The sequence below is a fragment of the Sphingopyxis sp. genome, from assembly GCF_016704835.1.
GTDB lineage: Bacteria > Pseudomonadota > Alphaproteobacteria > Sphingomonadales > Sphingomonadaceae > Sphingopyxis.
This window is the reverse complement of record NZ_JADIZJ010000001.1, coordinates 1,442,673-1,456,609: the sequence shown is the minus strand read 5'-3', so window position 1 is coordinate 1,456,609 and position 13,937 is coordinate 1,442,673. Positions and strand designations below refer to the sequence as shown.

General features: G+C 63.8%; 15 protein-coding genes. 4 read left to right on the top strand and 11 right to left on the bottom strand.

Annotated features, from left to right (window positions below):
• Nucleotides 1–27: 27 nt before the first annotated feature.
• Nucleotides 28–387 carry a helix-turn-helix domain-containing protein gene (locus IPF76_RS07255; RefSeq protein WP_293841551.1) on the top strand — a complete coding sequence of 120 codons (360 nt, stop codon included), beginning with the start codon at nt 28–30 and terminating at the stop codon, nt 385–387.
• Here the strand turns inward: IPF76_RS07255 and IPF76_RS07250 are convergent.
• The 6 genes from IPF76_RS07250 to IPF76_RS07225 form a co-directional block, all read right to left on the bottom strand.
• Nucleotides 366–1,205: an arylamine N-acetyltransferase gene (locus IPF76_RS07250; protein ID WP_293841548.1), complete on the bottom strand. Its 840-nt coding sequence runs from the start codon at nt 1,203–1,205 to the stop codon at nt 366–368. The two genes, IPF76_RS07255 and IPF76_RS07250, sit on opposite strands and share 22 nt — an antisense overlap.
• On the bottom strand, nt 1,199–3,046 hold the full coding sequence (locus tag IPF76_RS07245; protein ID WP_293841545.1) for a M2 family metallopeptidase: 1,848 nt from the start codon (nt 3,044–3,046) through the stop codon (nt 1,199–1,201). The genes IPF76_RS07250 and IPF76_RS07245 overlap by 7 nt, the downstream gene beginning before the upstream one ends.
• Before the next feature lie 76 nt (nt 3,047–3,122).
• Entirely contained in the window at nt 3,123–3,875 is a 753-nt protein-coding gene (locus IPF76_RS07240) for an alpha/beta hydrolase (protein WP_293841542.1), read from the bottom strand.
• Between the two features lie 42 nt (nt 3,876–3,917).
• Nucleotides 3,918–4,565 (bottom strand): 2-hydroxychromene-2-carboxylate isomerase, encoded by a 648-nt coding sequence (locus tag IPF76_RS07235; RefSeq protein WP_293841539.1) that lies wholly within the window; start codon nt 4,563–4,565, stop codon nt 3,918–3,920.
• 131 nt (nt 4,566–4,696) lie between these two features.
• Nucleotides 4,697–5,182 carry a transposase gene (locus tag IPF76_RS07230; RefSeq protein WP_293841536.1) on the bottom strand — a complete coding sequence of 162 codons (486 nt, stop codon included), beginning with the start codon at nt 5,180–5,182 and terminating at the stop codon, nt 4,697–4,699.
• Between the two features lie 149 nt (nt 5,183–5,331).
• Nucleotides 5,332–6,786, bottom strand: a complete 1,455-nt coding sequence (locus IPF76_RS07225) for a CHAD domain-containing protein (protein WP_293841533.1) — start codon at nt 6,784–6,786, stop codon at nt 5,332–5,334.
• 231 nt (nt 6,787–7,017) lie between these two features.
• Here IPF76_RS07225 and IPF76_RS07220 point away from each other — a divergent pair, with 231 nt between their 5' ends.
• The 3 genes from IPF76_RS07220 to IPF76_RS07210 all read left to right on the top strand — a co-directional run bounded on the left by IPF76_RS07220 (nt 7,018) and on the right by IPF76_RS07210 (nt 10,337).
• A complete protein-coding gene (locus tag IPF76_RS07220; protein ID WP_293841529.1) occupies nt 7,018–7,464 on the top strand; it encodes a MarR family transcriptional regulator in 447 nt (148 codons plus the stop codon).
• Nucleotides 7,464–8,582: an HlyD family secretion protein gene (locus IPF76_RS07215; RefSeq protein ID WP_293841526.1), complete on the top strand. Its 1,119-nt coding sequence runs from the start codon at nt 7,464–7,466 to the stop codon at nt 8,580–8,582. Before IPF76_RS07220 ends, IPF76_RS07215 begins: the two co-directional genes overlap by 1 nt.
• Nucleotides 8,583–8,747: 165 nt before the next feature.
• On the top strand, nt 8,748–10,337 hold the full coding sequence (locus IPF76_RS07210; RefSeq protein ID WP_293841524.1) for an MDR family MFS transporter: 1,590 nt from the start codon (nt 8,748–8,750) through the stop codon (nt 10,335–10,337).
• A 144-nt stretch (nt 10,338–10,481) separates the two neighbouring features.
• On the opposite strand, the gene IPF76_RS07205 is transcribed toward IPF76_RS07210, so the two are convergent.
• The 5 genes from IPF76_RS07205 to IPF76_RS07185 are packed head-to-tail and all read right to left on the bottom strand — an operon-like array spanning nt 10,482 to nt 13,922.
• Nucleotides 10,482–11,087, bottom strand: coding sequence for a hypothetical protein (locus tag IPF76_RS07205; protein WP_293841521.1), 606 nt, complete (start codon nt 11,085–11,087; stop codon nt 10,482–10,484).
• Between the two features lie 3 nt (nt 11,088–11,090).
• Entirely contained in the window at nt 11,091–11,702 is a 612-nt protein-coding gene (locus tag IPF76_RS07200) for a DUF2238 domain-containing protein (RefSeq protein WP_293841518.1), read from the bottom strand.
• Complete coding sequence (locus IPF76_RS07195) at nt 11,699–12,481, bottom strand: arginine deiminase family protein (RefSeq protein ID WP_293841515.1); 783 nt, start codon at nt 12,479–12,481, stop codon at nt 11,699–11,701. The genes IPF76_RS07200 and IPF76_RS07195 overlap by 4 nt, the downstream gene beginning before the upstream one ends.
• A complete protein-coding gene (locus tag IPF76_RS07190) occupies nt 12,478–12,894 on the bottom strand; it encodes a hypothetical protein (protein WP_293841512.1) in 417 nt (138 codons plus the stop codon). The genes IPF76_RS07195 and IPF76_RS07190 overlap by 4 nt, the downstream gene beginning before the upstream one ends.
• Before the next feature lie 2 nt (nt 12,895–12,896).
• Entirely contained in the window at nt 12,897–13,922 is a 1,026-nt protein-coding gene (locus IPF76_RS07185) for an aspartate-semialdehyde dehydrogenase (RefSeq protein WP_293841509.1), read from the bottom strand.
• Nucleotides 13,923–13,937 lie beyond the last annotated feature (15 nt).

The following is a 13,937-nucleotide window of genomic DNA, read 5'->3' as shown; positions in this document are numbered from 1 at the left end:
TCTGCCATTATGTTATATATTTATAACATGTCAATCCATGCAGAATATGATCAAGTTTTCAAAGCCCTGGCATCGCACATCCGACGCCAGATCCTCGACACGCTCAAGGATCAGCCGCTCACCACGGGCACGCTGTGCGGCAACTTCGGCAACATCGACCGATGCACTGTCATGCAACATCTCAAAGTGCTGGAAGATGCGGGGCTGATCATCGCCGAACGCCGCGGGCGCGAACGCTGGAATCACCTCAACGCGATGCCGATCCAGGACATCCACGACCGCTGGATCGGCCCCCACGCCGCGGCGGCGAGCGCCAGGCTCGCGCAGTTCAAACAGTCGGCTGAAGCCAAAACCCGGGTGCCGGGTCAGCCGGTACCAAACAGTTGATCATGGCGATCGGCGGCGCGGCGCCACAACCGGGCGACCTCGGGCAACTCGATTGCGAAGACCTCGCGCCCGACCGCCGCCATCTCATCGGCCGATTCCAGCAAGCGCGTCGTTTTTCCGTCAGGCGTTAGCTGGGTGAGTACCCGGCCGCGCAGGGTCCAGTGCGTATCGCCGCGGCGTAGCTGCATCACCAGATTCTGGACGAACGGCGACCAGTCTTCACACGCGAGCGCCGATCGCATTGCGGCCAATATGCCTTCATCCGCTGGTCGGGTGGTGAAATCGAACCCGAAGGAAGCCCCTTCGCCGACCGTTTCGTCGAAGGTCCAGCGATCGCTGGCGACCTGCACCATGTGGATCGCATAGGGGCCGTCGACGACTCTGCCGCGCTCAATCGCAATCGGCGTGGTGGTCGACCCGCCGAAACCGACATCGACCAGATAGGCCCGATCGAGATCGACGCGCAGGCACAGATGATTGCCCGGCCGTTCGGCAACGTCGCCGCCGCGCCGCACATCGCCGCTCAGCCGGGTGACGGCATAGCCCAGATCGGCGAGGAGGACGCCGAACAGCGTGTTGACCTCGTAACACCAACCACCACGTCCACGATTGACCACCTTGTCAAAGATGTCGTCGACCGTCTCCGGCGGGACGCGGCCGAGTTGCACGTCGAGGTTTTCGAACGGAACGCGGTCCAGATGTGCACGCATCAGGAAGCCGAGCGCCGCCAAATCGGCCCGAACCGGCGCCGTGGCGCCGATCCGGTCGAGATAGCGCGCACGATCGAAACCGGCGGGCGCGGACGATCCGCTTACCACCCCTGCGGCTTGCCCCTGTTCTGCTCGTCGAGCCACGTCTTCAGGGGCGCGAAATAATCGGCCATCGCTTTGCCCGACATTTCGCGGCTGCCAGTAAAGGCTTCAAGCGCGTCGGGCCACGGCTTCGATGCACCCATTTCAAGCATCGCGGTCAACTTCGCGCCGACCTCCTTGTTGCCATAAAAGGAGCAGCGATGAAGTGGCCCGGTCCAGCCCGCCTGCTTGCACGCCGCCTCGTAGAACTGGAACTGCAGGATACGCGCGAGGAAATATCGCGTGTAAGGCGTGTTGCCGGGGATGTGGAATTTTGCGCCCGCGTCGAAGGCGTTCGCGGGTCGCGCAGCGGGGGGGACGATCCCCTGATATTGGGTGCGCAGCTGGGTCCATGCGGTGTTGTAATCGGCGGGCTTGATCGTGCCGTCGAACACGCCCCAGCGCCAGCGGTCGACAAGCAGGCCAAAGGGCAGGAAGGCGACCTTGTCCATCGCCTGCCGCAGCAGCAGGCCGGTGTCCTTGTCGGCGCTCGGCACCTTTGCCTTGTCGAGCAACCCGATGTCGACCAGATATTGCGGCGTGATCGACAGTGCGACAAAATCGCCGATCGCCTCATGGAAACCGTCGTTGGCGCCGTTCAGGTAGAGGAACGGCTGCTTGTTATAGGCACGCTGGTAATAATTGTGGCCGAGCTCGTGGTGGATCGTCGTGAAGTCGTCGGCATTAACCTTGATGCACATCTTGATGCGGATATCATCCTTGTTGTCGACGTCCCATGCCGACGCGTGACAGACAACCTCGCGATCGGCGGGCTTGGTGAACATGCTCCGCTTCCAGAAGGTTTCGGGCAGTGGTGCCATACCCAGCGACGAATAGAAATTCTCGCCCGCCTTGACCATGTCGAGCGGCGACTTGCCCTGCGCGGTCAGCAGCTCGCCGACGTCATAACCAAGGTCGCCCGACCCCGCGGGCGCGACGAGCGGGTAGATATTGCCCCATTCCTGCGCCCACATGTTGCCGAGCAGGTCGGCGCGGATCGGCCCGGTCTTGGGCTGCACCGCGTCGCCATATTTCTCGTTCAGTTTCCAGCGCGTGTAGGTGTGGAGCGCCATGTAGAGCGGCTTGACTTCCTGCCACAAACGCTCGGTCGTCTTGGCGAAATCCTCGGGCGACATGTCGTATCCCGAACGCCACATCGCGCCGGTGTTGGCGAAACCCAGTTCTTTGGCGCCCTCGTTGGCGATGCCGACCATGCGCGCATAGTCATCCTTCATCGGCGCGCCGACATTGTCGTGCCAGCTGGTCCACATTTCGGCGAGCTGCGCCGGCGTCCGCTCGATATTGCCCATCTCGGCCTCGATGTCCGATCCCGAAATTTCCTTGCCGTCCAGCATGCCGCGGCCCTTGCCGTACTGCGACTGCAGGTCGGTCGCGATCTGATTGAGCTCGGTTGCCGCGCCGGGCTTGGTCGGCGCGGGCAGAACCAACCCAGTGCGCAGGATGTCGAGCTTGCGCTTGGTATCGGCGCTCAGCCCCGCAACATTCGCATATTTGGCGGCTTCGAGTGCATATTTGACCGATTTTTCGGTGCCCACGGCGTTGATCCGCGATGCCATCGCATCGGTGTCTTCGGTCAGATAGGTGCTGTTGACCCAATTCACCTGGCTCGCCTCGACGGTATAGTCAAACAGGTCCTTTTCGGCGGCGGCGATGAAGGCATCAGCGTCGGCGGCGGTGAGCTTCTCGGCCTTGGCTGCGGGCGCCGCGGCTTTCTGCTCCGCAGCGACGGCGGGGCCGGCGACCGCGAGCGAAAAGGCAAGCGACAGGCTTGAAATCATGGCTTTCATGGGATGGATCCTCTGGAATGATCTGACGGCGCTCTGCGGCGCGATGGCAGAAACTTGGACCGCGTCGGCGGCGCGGTCAAGCGGTCAGGAACGCTGCGATGGCCTCGCCCAGCTCGGGCTGGGTCACGCTCGACATATGGGTGCCGGGAATCGTCGCAAGCTCGGCATCGGCGAGCGCCGCAACTAGGTCGGGCGCCAAGCCATTGTCCTGATCCTGTTCGCCGCACACGACAAGCACCGGCATCGTCAGCGCGGCCAACGCCTCGGGCGGCGTATCGGTGAAGCTGTCGAGCAAATGCCTCGCGGCGATCCGATCAACTTTCATCGTCTTCATGAACTGGATCGACAACCAGGTGTCGTCGCCGCGCTTGGCGGTCTCATATTCGGCGATCGCGCGCTGGAAGAACGCCCCGCGCCTCTGCCAGCCGGCGAGCCCGGCCAGCCCCATCCCGCCCAAAATCAATCGGCGCGGCTTCATGCCCGCGACGACCGCGCGGACGCTGGTGCGCGCGCCGAGCGAAAAGCCGCCGAGATCGAAGTCGGTGAGATCCAGATGCGCGACCAGATCCTCCAGGTCGCGAACCAGCACGTCGGGGGGATAACGATCCTCCTCGTGCGGCGCCTCGCTCGAGCCGTGGACGCGCAGGTCGGGCATGATCACCCGGTAGCCTTCATCAGAGATCCGCGCGGCTGTGCCGAACTTGATCCAGTTGACCTCGCCGCTCGAAAACAGGCCGTGCAGCAGGATCAGCGGCCTGCCCTCGCCGGTTTCGCGCCACGCCAGCCGCACACCGTCGCGTGCCTGAAAAAAAAGGGGTTCGATCGTCATGCCCCAGCTATGCCCCTGTGGCTGCCCGTTGGGCAAGCAGGTTCAGCGCGGCCGCAGACCCTTTTGATCCATCCGCCATTTCGCCATGTCGATGCGGTCCTGCCCGAAAAAGGGCTCGCCATCGAACACCAGGGTCGGCACCCCCCAATGACCGGCCATCTCCAGCGCGACCTGATTGGCGGCGATTTCATTGTCGAGCGCCGGGGCGTCGTCGATGGCTTCTGCGTCCAGCTCGGCCAGATCAAGTCCGGCGCGGTGCGCGGCGCCGGCGAGGTGATCGCCCAGGTGCCAGTCGCGCGCGCCGCCCCAGATCAACTGCGCCACTTCATGCGCAAACGCCAGGCTCTTGCCGCGACGCGACGCCGCCTGACCGAGCCGGGTGAGACGATAGATGTAGGGCTGCTCGGCGGCGATTTCGCGCGTCATCAGATCCTGCACGATCGGGTCGGGGCGCGGGGGGCCGAAAGGGATGCCGTGGAACTGGGCGACGCGGATCATATCGCGCATCGTGTAGCTCAGCCAATTGGGGTGGTTGCGCTCGAAAAATTCCGGCTCGCGGATCGCGAGCGGATAGACGGGGCGCAGGTTGATCGTCAGGTCGTGGCTGGCGGCGAGCGCCCGGTAACGGCCGATAGCAAGGTAGCTGTACGGCGAACGGAAGGACCAGAAGAGGTCGGCGATCAATGTCATCGCGCCATCCTGCCGGAACGGCGGACGCGCGGCAAGGGCGTGAACAAGTGATTGGTCCGATCCGCAACTTGTCCCTGCCGCAATCTTAAACTGACCAGCGACACGCCGGGGATCTCTTGCAACTGTATCTGTCAGATTGGCGACGGCGCCCATTTCTGCCGGGTTTTGGCCAGGGCGTCGGCAAGGATGATCAGTTTTCGCGCGACAGCGATTATGATGACCTTGTGGGGCTTTCCGGCTTTTCGCGAACGATCTGCGAAGGTCTTCATGATTGTAATGTGATGTGCAGCGACGAGGGCCGCCTGGAGCATCACATGTCTCAAGGCACGGCGTCCGCCTGCAATAGCCCGTTTTCCTCGCAGGGTTCCGCGCTCATGCGCCATGGGAGCCAGCCCCGTGTGAGCAGCATCTTCTTCGCCGGTAATGGTACCAAACTCGGGCATTTCGGCGATCAGCATTGTGCTGGCCACTGGGCCGATCCCGGGGATGGAGCGGAGGACGCCAGCGTTTTCTGCCAATACGTCGTCGCTCGATAGGGCAGCGTCGATCCTGTCTTCCAACGCCTTGACCAGGCTGTCGAGACGGGTTTGTAGTTCGGTGTCGATGTCGTCGAACATCGCGGCTGTGCCAAGCCTCTGATGGGGGCGGATCTGAACCAGAAGACGTTTACGCATCTAGACCAGTTGGGCTCGCAAACCAGCACCGCCCCACCCAAGGAGCATTGCGAGCCCTGGCAGCGTCCGGTGAAGGCAGTGGCCGCCCACGATCACCAAAAGCGCTTGGTGTCGAACAACTCGTCATGTGCAACTTCTGCGCGCGCAAGCAATTTCATCTTTCCGGAATCATTGGCGAGAAGCTCACTCGCGCCATCCTGCTCAACGAGGCCGAGCATCTCCAATAGATGCGGTGCAGTAGCGAGGTCGTTGAGCGCCCCGAGGTGATCCTGCAGCCCTTCGAGTGCGACGACAAAGCGTTTTTGACGCCGCTGCGCACGCTTCCCATCAAACAAGGAAGCAAAAAACTCGCTCGCATAACGCAGCTTTTTTGCGTCCTTTCGCACCTCGTGCCGCGTCTCTTCATCGACGGTCGCAAGCCCTTTGCCCCGCCGCTTGATACGTCGCCGTAAGCGCGCGAGCGCGCTCGCGGCGAATGCGCGTGCGGGTTCACTTTCGTCAACTTTTCCGCCATCGCTGCCGGTCCATCGACCCTGTTCGAGCCAATGCGCAATGTTCAGCATAACGATGCGCGCCCGGTGATCCGCCAGCGTCTCCAACAGAAGGTCATAGGTTTTTTCGCGAGCTGCCATGACGCGATCGCGCAGGGCGCCGGGCGGCGCCCGCTCCAGCAACACGTCGATATCGCGGGCTTGGCCAAGGGCCTCCGCAAGCCATTTGAGTTCTTCGCGCAAACCCGCGCCGTCGTCGCCGATCATCGGCTTGAAGATCGAAAAGGCCGAGCGCAACCGGCGAATGGCGACACGCGCCTGATGAAGCGCATTTGGATTGCGGCTCGAAAGGAGCAGGTCTTCGTTTAGCCGGAATTGGCGCATGCAGGATTGGACGATGCGCTTGAACGCCTCGGCCGCGCTGGTATCGGCTCTCAGTACGACCGGCTCGGCCTTGACGCTCTCCAGATCCGGCTCTTCTAACCGGTAGCCGCGTTCCGATTTGGTCAGCACGCCGAGGCGTATCGGAGCGATCGCGCCGATCTTGCGCGCAAGACCGAAAAGCGCCGCCGGGTCACCCAGCTTCAGTTCGAGTTCGATTTCGCAGATGCGGTCCGACCGACCGCTTGCGCTCACCTCGCCGCGGTCGAGAACGACCTCGATTGTCGTTCCGTCCTCTTCGATAAGCCATTTGCACCGTTCGACCTTCACCATGAACCGAGGCGTGACCTTGTCGGCGTCATCGCCGATGACGGTCGGCAGCGGGGTCGCATAGTCGAGGATGGGGACATCATTGTCGACCGGTCGCTCCCATTCGGTGCGTGCAAAGAGCCCGGCCGAATGAGCTCCATGAGCCTTGATGGTCTGGATGCGCGTGTTGCCTGTGCGCCGGATGCGAAGCGAAAAGCCAGCGTTCGCCACCGCCTTGCCGGCGGTATCGAAATAGGTCGAGACCTGGTCGGCGACCTTTGCGGTTTCGCCGAACAGCTTCGACGCAATGATCCGGTCTGCGTCGGCAGGCGCCAGCTCGAGCTTCAGTTCGATTTCATCGGCCATGAAAAGTCGGTCCCGTTGAGTGAGGCGGCTCTTGGCAAGATATCCGTCAATACGATGACGTCCCTGGCGTCGGCCTAGCACGAACTGCCGCGGAAAAGAAAATGGCAGCTCCGAAGAGCCTCCCCGGCGGATGCCGCAGGTTGGCGTTGGCGGACATGGTCCGGTCCGGGGTCCGAGCGCACATCGCATTTGTCGTTGAATATAGTAGCAATTGCTATTATATCTTAGTCCATGAACGAAACGATCGGATTCCTGCTGAATGACACAGCGCGGCTGTTCCGGCGCGCTTTGAACGCGCGCACGCGCGACAGCGGCATCACCGCGCTGCAGTGGCGGCTGATCACCTACCTCAAACGGCACGAGGGGATCCGTCAGGGACCGCTCGCCGAACTGATCGAGGTCGAGCCGATCACCCTGTCGCGCATGGTCGACCGGCTGGTCGAGGCCGAGATGGTCGAACGCCGCGCCGATCCCGCCGACCGCCGCGCCTGGCGCCTATATCTGACGACGCGCGCGGGTGATCTGCTCGGCGGGATGCGCGAGACCGCCGACGCGCTGACCGCCGAAGCCACCGAAGGATTGAGCGCGGCCGAGCGCGACCAGTTGATCACGCTGGTCGAACGCGTCCGCGCCAATCTGTCACGCCGCATATGCCAAAAAGAAAAAGAGACCGCCTGATGGACCAGCTCTCCCCCGCGCGCCCCAAAACCGAAGATGCCGCGCCGCCCAAGGCTGCGCCAAAAGCCGATCCGCTGCCCGCCACGGGGGCAGGAGAGGCCGCGCCGACGACGAGCCGGCGCACACGCCTGCTGATGTTCGGCCTGCCGCTGGCCCTGGTCGCCGGCGGTGCCGGCTGGTGGCTGACGAGCGGCGGGTCGGTGTCGACAGACAATGCCTATGTCCAGATGGACAAGGTGTCGGTCGCGGCCGAGGTCGGCGGGCGGATCACCGAAGTCGCCGTGCGCGACGGCCAGCAGGTGGCGAAGGGTCAATTGTTGTTCCGCATCGACGGCGAACCCTATGCGCTGACCGTCGCGCAGGCGAGCGCCGCGATCGACGCGGCCGAAGTCGAGGTCGGCAATCTGTCGGCGAGCGCCAACACATCGAGCGTCGACATCGCCGCAGCGCGCGAAGACGTCAAATTTGCCGAGGTCAATTTCGGTCGGCAAGCGGCGCTGATGGAAAGGGGCTTCACCACCAAGGCCGCCTATGATGCATCACGCCACGCGGTCGCGCAGGCGCGCGAACGGGTACGGCAGGCGGAGGCGGCAGCGGCCGAGGCGCGGACAAAACTCGCGGCGGGTCCATCGAGCGGGGTCAATCCGCAGGTCGAGGCCGCGCGCGTCCAGCGCTCGCAAGCGCAGGTGAACCTTGCCCGCACGACGGTGCGCGCGCCGAGCGCCGGGCGCGTCGCGCAATCGGACCGGTTGCAAATCGGTCAGATGATGGTCGCCGGATTGCCCGCGGTGACGCTTGTCGATACCGGGCGTCCGTGGGTCGAGGCGAATTTCAAGGAAACCGACCTCGCCAATATGCGCGTCGGCCAGCGCGCCGAGGTGAGCTTCGACGCCTATCCGGGGCTGAAAGTGCGCGGGCATGTGCTGACGATCGGCGCGGGGACCGGCAGCGAATTTTCGGTGCTGCCGGCGCAGAATGCAACGGGCAACTGGGTCAAGGTGACGCAGCGGGTGCCGGTGCGGATCGCGTTCGACGAGAAACCGGCGCGCGAGATGATCGCGGGACTGTCGGCGGATGTGCGGGTGTTTACCAGCGGTGGTGCGGTGGCGGGGAAGTAGGGTGACTGCGCCGCTTTGTACGACCTCATTCCTCTCCGTCAGGAGAGGCCAGCGAGACTTACGAACTTGTTCGTTAGTCGCAGCGGGTGGGGGCCAGCGGCCAATCGCCAACCCGACGGACCCCACTCCAACCCCTCCCCGGAAGGGGAGGGGCTTTAAATAACCATGGCCTCCCGCTCCCTCCCCCGTCGCCCGACCGCCAGCGCGCTGCCCGCCGACGACAGCATCCCGCTGCACGCGCGGGTGCGTCATCGCGGCCTGCTGACCGTCGCCGTCATGGGTGCGTCGATCATGCAGATCCTCGACACGACGATCGCCAACGTCGCGATTCCGCATATGCAATCGGCGCTGGGCGCAACGAGCGAGACGGTGACGTGGGTACTGACCAGCTATATTTTGGCGAGCGCGGTCGCGATGCCGATCACCGGCTGGCTGGCCGACCGCATCGGGCGGCGCGAACTGTTCCTGATCGCGATCTTCGGTTTCATCCTAGCGTCGATGGCGTGCGGGGCGGCGCAGTCGCTGGAACAGATGGTCGCATTCCGCTTTTTGCAGGGGGTTTTTGCGGCGTTTATCGGTCCGCTCTCGCAATCGGTTATGCTCGACATCAACCCGCCCGAGCGTCACGCGCGCGCGATGTCGATCTGGGGCATGGGGATCATGATCGGGCCGATCCTGGGGCCCGTGCTCGGCGGCTGGCTGACCGAGCAGGCGAGCTGGCGCTGGGTGTTCTACGTCAACCTGCCGTTCGGCATGCTGACGCTGGCAATGATGTGGGCGCTGCTGCCCGCGACCAAAAAAACGAGCCGCAGTTTTGACCTGTTCGGCTTCTCGATGCTCGCGCTCGGGCTCGCCGCACTGCAATTGATGCTCGACCGCGGCGCGCATGCCGACTGGTTTGACAGCATCGAAATCTGGATCGAATGCGGCGTCGCGGTCGCGTGCTTGTGGATGTTCGTGGTGCATATGTTTACCGCGCGCGCGCCGCTGTTCAGCCGCGCGATGCTGGCCGACCGCAATCTGGTCACCGCGATGGGGTTCATGGTCGTGGTCGGGGTAGTGATGTTCGCGTCGATGGCACTTTTGCCGCCGATGCTGCAAAATCTGTTCGGGTGGCCGGTGATCGACACCGGGCTGGCGCTGGCGGTGCGCGGGATCGGTATCTTGATCAGCATGTGGGTCGCGGGACAATTGCTGGGCAAGATCGACCCGCGCTGGCTCGTCGGCACCGGGCTGGTCGTCGCCGCCTTTTCGCTTTGGCAGATGAGTCACTGGTCGCTGATGATGGGGATGCAGCCAGTCATCGTCAGCGGGCTGATCCAGGGGCTGGGCATGGGGCTGATCTTCATCCCACTCAACACGATGGCGTTCGCGACGATCGCGCCGCAACATCGCACCGACGGATCGAGCCTGCTCAACCTGTTCCGTAGCCTGGGCGCGTCGATCGGCATTTCGATCGTTACCACCTTGCTGGGGTCGAATATCCAGACGAGCCACGCGGATCTGGCAGCGCATGTCACCAACAGCTCGGTCAGCCTGCTCGACCCGTCGACCGCCGACCGTTTCGGTATCGCGGGCGATACGGCGATGGCGATGGTCAATGCCGAGATCAACCGGCAGGCGGCGATGGTCGCCTATATCGACGATTTTTGGGCCATGATGTGGGTAACGCTGGCATCGGTGCCGCTCGTGCTGTTGCTACGTCCACCGAAGCCGGGCGGGCCTGTCGCGTCGGCGGCGGATATGGGGCATTAGGTTTGTTGGCTGCTGTGGGGCAGAAGCGGCCTGTCCCTTATCGGTCATCCCGGGACTTGATCCGGGATCGCTGCAGCGTCGAAGTCATGGACCCCGGCTCGAGTTTGGGGGGACGATGAAAATATCGCGGTGCGCATCGCTTGCTCAACGAAAGAAGCAGTTCACCCCCGCGAACAGCGCGTCGATCTTCGCCGCATCGCCTGGCGCGGCGAACATCCCGCCGACGACATTTTCGCCGGAACCGATGGTGAATTCCTCGCCCAGCGTGCTGTCCTCGACGTCGATGATCGACACCGATTCCGCCGCCCTGGCGCGGGTCGAGCCGATAGCGATGCCGCTGGTCGTCGAAAAGGCGGCGGCACCGGGCTCGTTGCCGAGGAACCAGCCGACGAACTTGTCGTCCTGAAAATTCAGCGTCATCGCGTCATAGCGGGTGAATTGCATCGGACCGGCGCCGCACTCGTCGTTCGTGCTGCGGTCATCGGCCTGGCCCGCGACATTCGCCAGCGCGGTCTCGGCCTGCGCGCGCGGGACGCCGAAGGCGAGCAGGCTGGCCTTGCCGCTGCTCTTGTCGATAAAGCGCAGCCCCTCGCCATCGAGGCTGATCACGGTGGTCCCGGCTGCGGGTCCGTCGGCTTTGGTGTCAGGAACCGGCGGCGCACTGACTTCGGCCGGGGCGGGCGCCTTTTCGGCCGCCGGTTTGCATGCGGCGAGCAATGCCACCATCGCGAGGGCCATCATGTTACGCATCGCCTATCTCCTTCGCTGGACCAGCAGCACCAATATCGCACCAAGCGCCGCCAGCGCCATATCCTTTTGCGCGTCCCAAATGTCGCCCTGCTGGCCATTATAGCGGTCGGCGGTTTCGCCCGCGGCAACGATGGTCAGCAGCCATTCGAAGATTTCATAGAGGCTGGAGATGGTCAACACCCAACCCAGCACGGTTAATGCCGCACCGCGCTTGCCAAGCCCGCCCCAGCGCCGCGCGATTTCGGCGCCCGGGATCACCGACAGCGCGCCGAACGCGAAATGGACGAGCCGATCATAGTGATTGCGCGTCCAGCCGAACGCGTCGGACAGGCCGGTGCCGGTCAGCGCGCTCCCCCAGTCGTCATAGGGGACATTGCTGTAAGCATAACGGCCGCCAAGCGTGTGGAGCGCCATGAACGCCGCAATGCACGCGACCGACGCGGTCGAGAGCGGCCAGCGGCGGAGCAGCGCGGGCGCAGCGACGAGCAGCACCATCGTCGGGAAATGCTGGAGCAGCGCAGCTTCGGGATAGGGCTGATCGATCTGCGCGAGCAGGAGCAGCACAAGGAGCGCGCCGAGCAGGCGGCGCTGTGCGGGCGGGGTGGCTGCGCTCACCAGCGCAGCGACATGCAGCTGAGCCCCGCATCGATATGGGCGATCTGGTCGGTCGGCAGGGGACGGATTGCGATGCCGCGCGCGGCGAGCATTGCGTGCGTCGCGGACCAGCGATCGCCGACGAGGACGGTTCCCTCGATGCGCAGCACATTGGCGGCGGCGTCTTCACCGGACGGGGTCTGCACGACCTCCAGCCCCGTAAACTGCGGGCAGTCGGCAAGCGCCGGGACGGCGAGGATCGTGCGTTCGTCGATCAGACCGCAGCCCGTCTTGAAATGGAGCACGCCGGGCGGTGTGTCCGCAATCTCGGCACGATAACCGAGCTTGCCGAGCAGGCCGGCGAGTTCCTCGGCGCCGGTGCGGTCGGTGCGCGCGGAAAGGCCGATGATCACACGATCGGCGAGGCGCAGGATGTCGCCGCCATCAGCATATCCGGGGCCGGTCATTTCAAGAAGACGCTTGTGATGCACGATGAGCGATGCCCGGATATGCCTGACTTCGCCTGCGCGGCTCGGCGCGCCGGGACGCAGCAGGATCGCGCCGTTGGGAAAGGTCAGCGCGACATCTTCGGTAAACAGCGCGTCGGGGAAGTCGTCGAGCGGCGGCAGGACTTCAACGGCAAGGCCGAGTTCGCGGAGCGCCCCGACATAGGCGTCATGTTCGGCGACGAGACCGGTGAAGTCGGGGTCGGGTCCGTGATCGGCGCGGATGCCGTGAATGGCGGAGGGCGCCGGGGCGCGGCAGAGCGCATGGGTGAAGCGCGTCGGATCGCGGCTCATTTATTCGCCCGCTCGAAAATCCGGCCGCACAGGAAGACGGCTTCGCCCTCGCCCCAGTTTTCAAGATGGCCGTCGACGAGATCGAATGCATACAGCGTCTCGGCGAGCGGGTTCCGCAGCGGCCCATTGCGCATCTGCTCGACGCGATAGCGTCCGCGCAAAATCCAGCCTTCGACCGTGTGTTCATATCTTAAATCCCGCTCGAAACGGGTGAGCGCATCGACCTGCTTCGTGCCGCGCGTTTCGCTTTCGTCGCATTTTTCGCCGACCATTTCCCATGCGCCGAGGATTTCGTCAGGCACGACCGCGAAATCGCCGTAAGATGGTGAGCGCGGCGGATCGGCCGCGGCGGACGGAATGCTGAACGCGACCAGAGCCAGCGTTACTGCGATTGTGCCGGTCCGCCGCGCCATAATCAGCCCTTCTTCAAATGCCGCCGTCCCAGCAGTTCGGCGATCTGCACCGCGTTGAGCGCCGCGCCCTTGCGGAGGTTGTCCGAAACGCACCACAGGTTCAGGCCGTTTTCGACCGTCGGATCCTCGCGCACACGGCTGACGAAGGTCGCAAAGTCACCGACGCATTCGACCGGGGTGATATAACCGCCGTCTTCGCGCTTGTCGTGGAGGACGACGCCGGGGGCTTCGCGCAGGATGCGCTGGGCATCTTCGGCAGACAGTTCGCGCTCCATCTCGATGTTGATCGCTTCCGAATGACCGACGAACACCGGCACACGGACGCAGGTCGCGGTGACCTTGATCTTCGGATCGAGGATCTTCTTGGTTTCGACGACCATCTTCCACTCTTCCTTGGTCGATCCGTCGTCGAGGAAGCTGTCGATGTGCGGGATGACGTTGAAGGCGATCTGCTTGGTGAATTTCTGGATGTCCTTTTCGTCGCCGACAAAGATCTGGCGCGTCTGGTTCCACAGTTCGTCCATGCCCGCCTTGCCGGCGCCCGACACCGACTGATAGGTCGAGACGACGACACGCGTGATCTTGGCGGCATCGTGAAGCGGCTTCAGCGCAACGACCATCTGCGCGGTTGAGCAGTTCGGGTTCGCGATTATGTTACGCTTGGTATAGCCGTCAATCGCGTCGGGGTTCACCTCAGGCACGATCAGCGGCACGTCGGGGTCCATGCGATAGAGCGACGAATTGTCGATCACGACGCAGCCCGCAGCCGCGGCCTTTGGCGCGTGGATCCTGGTCGCTTCGCTGCCGATCGCAAAAATCGCCATGTCCCAGCCAGTCCAGTCGAAATTTTCGATATTCTGACATTTGAGCGTGCGGCCGGTATCACCGATCTCGACGTCGAGCCCCTGGCTGCGCGACGAGGCGACGAGCGCCAATTCGTCGATCGGGAATTCGCGCTCGGTCAGGATGGCAAGCACTTCGCGCCCGACATTGCCCGTCGCACCGGCGACAACGATCCGATAACCCATGATGAAATCCCGTTC

Excerpts from the sequence above, each read along its gene's own strand:
- IPF76_RS07255 (WP_293841551.1), top strand. The coding sequence starts at position 28 with ATGTCAATCCATGCAGAATATGATCAAGTTTTCAAAGCCCTGGCATCG.
- IPF76_RS07245 (WP_293841545.1), bottom strand. The coding sequence starts at position 3,046 with ATGAAAGCCATGATTTCAAGCCTGTCGCTTGCCTTTTCGCTCGCGGTC.
- IPF76_RS07240 (WP_293841542.1), bottom strand. The coding sequence starts at position 3,875 with ATGACGATCGAACCCCTTTTTTTTCAGGCACGCGACGGTGTGCGGCTG.
- IPF76_RS07235 (WP_293841539.1), bottom strand. The coding sequence starts at position 4,565 with ATGACATTGATCGCCGACCTCTTCTGGTCCTTCCGTTCGCCGTACAGC.
- IPF76_RS07230 (WP_293841536.1), bottom strand. The coding sequence starts at position 5,182 with ATGTTCGACGACATCGACACCGAACTACAAACCCGTCTCGACAGCCTG.
- IPF76_RS07225 (WP_293841533.1), bottom strand. The coding sequence starts at position 6,786 with ATGGCCGATGAAATCGAACTGAAGCTCGAGCTGGCGCCTGCCGACGCA.
- IPF76_RS07220 (WP_293841529.1), top strand. The coding sequence starts at position 7,018 with ATGAACGAAACGATCGGATTCCTGCTGAATGACACAGCGCGGCTGTTC.
- IPF76_RS07215 (WP_293841526.1), top strand. The coding sequence starts at position 7,464 with ATGGACCAGCTCTCCCCCGCGCGCCCCAAAACCGAAGATGCCGCGCCG.
- IPF76_RS07210 (WP_293841524.1), top strand. The coding sequence starts at position 8,748 with ATGGCCTCCCGCTCCCTCCCCCGTCGCCCGACCGCCAGCGCGCTGCCC.
- IPF76_RS07205 (WP_293841521.1), bottom strand. The coding sequence starts at position 11,087 with ATGCGTAACATGATGGCCCTCGCGATGGTGGCATTGCTCGCCGCATGC.
- IPF76_RS07195 (WP_293841515.1), bottom strand. The coding sequence starts at position 12,481 with ATGAGCCGCGATCCGACGCGCTTCACCCATGCGCTCTGCCGCGCCCCG.
- IPF76_RS07190 (WP_293841512.1), bottom strand. The coding sequence starts at position 12,894 with ATGGCGCGGCGGACCGGCACAATCGCAGTAACGCTGGCTCTGGTCGCG.
- IPF76_RS07185 (WP_293841509.1), bottom strand. The coding sequence starts at position 13,922 with ATGGGTTATCGGATCGTTGTCGCCGGTGCGACGGGCAATGTCGGGCGC.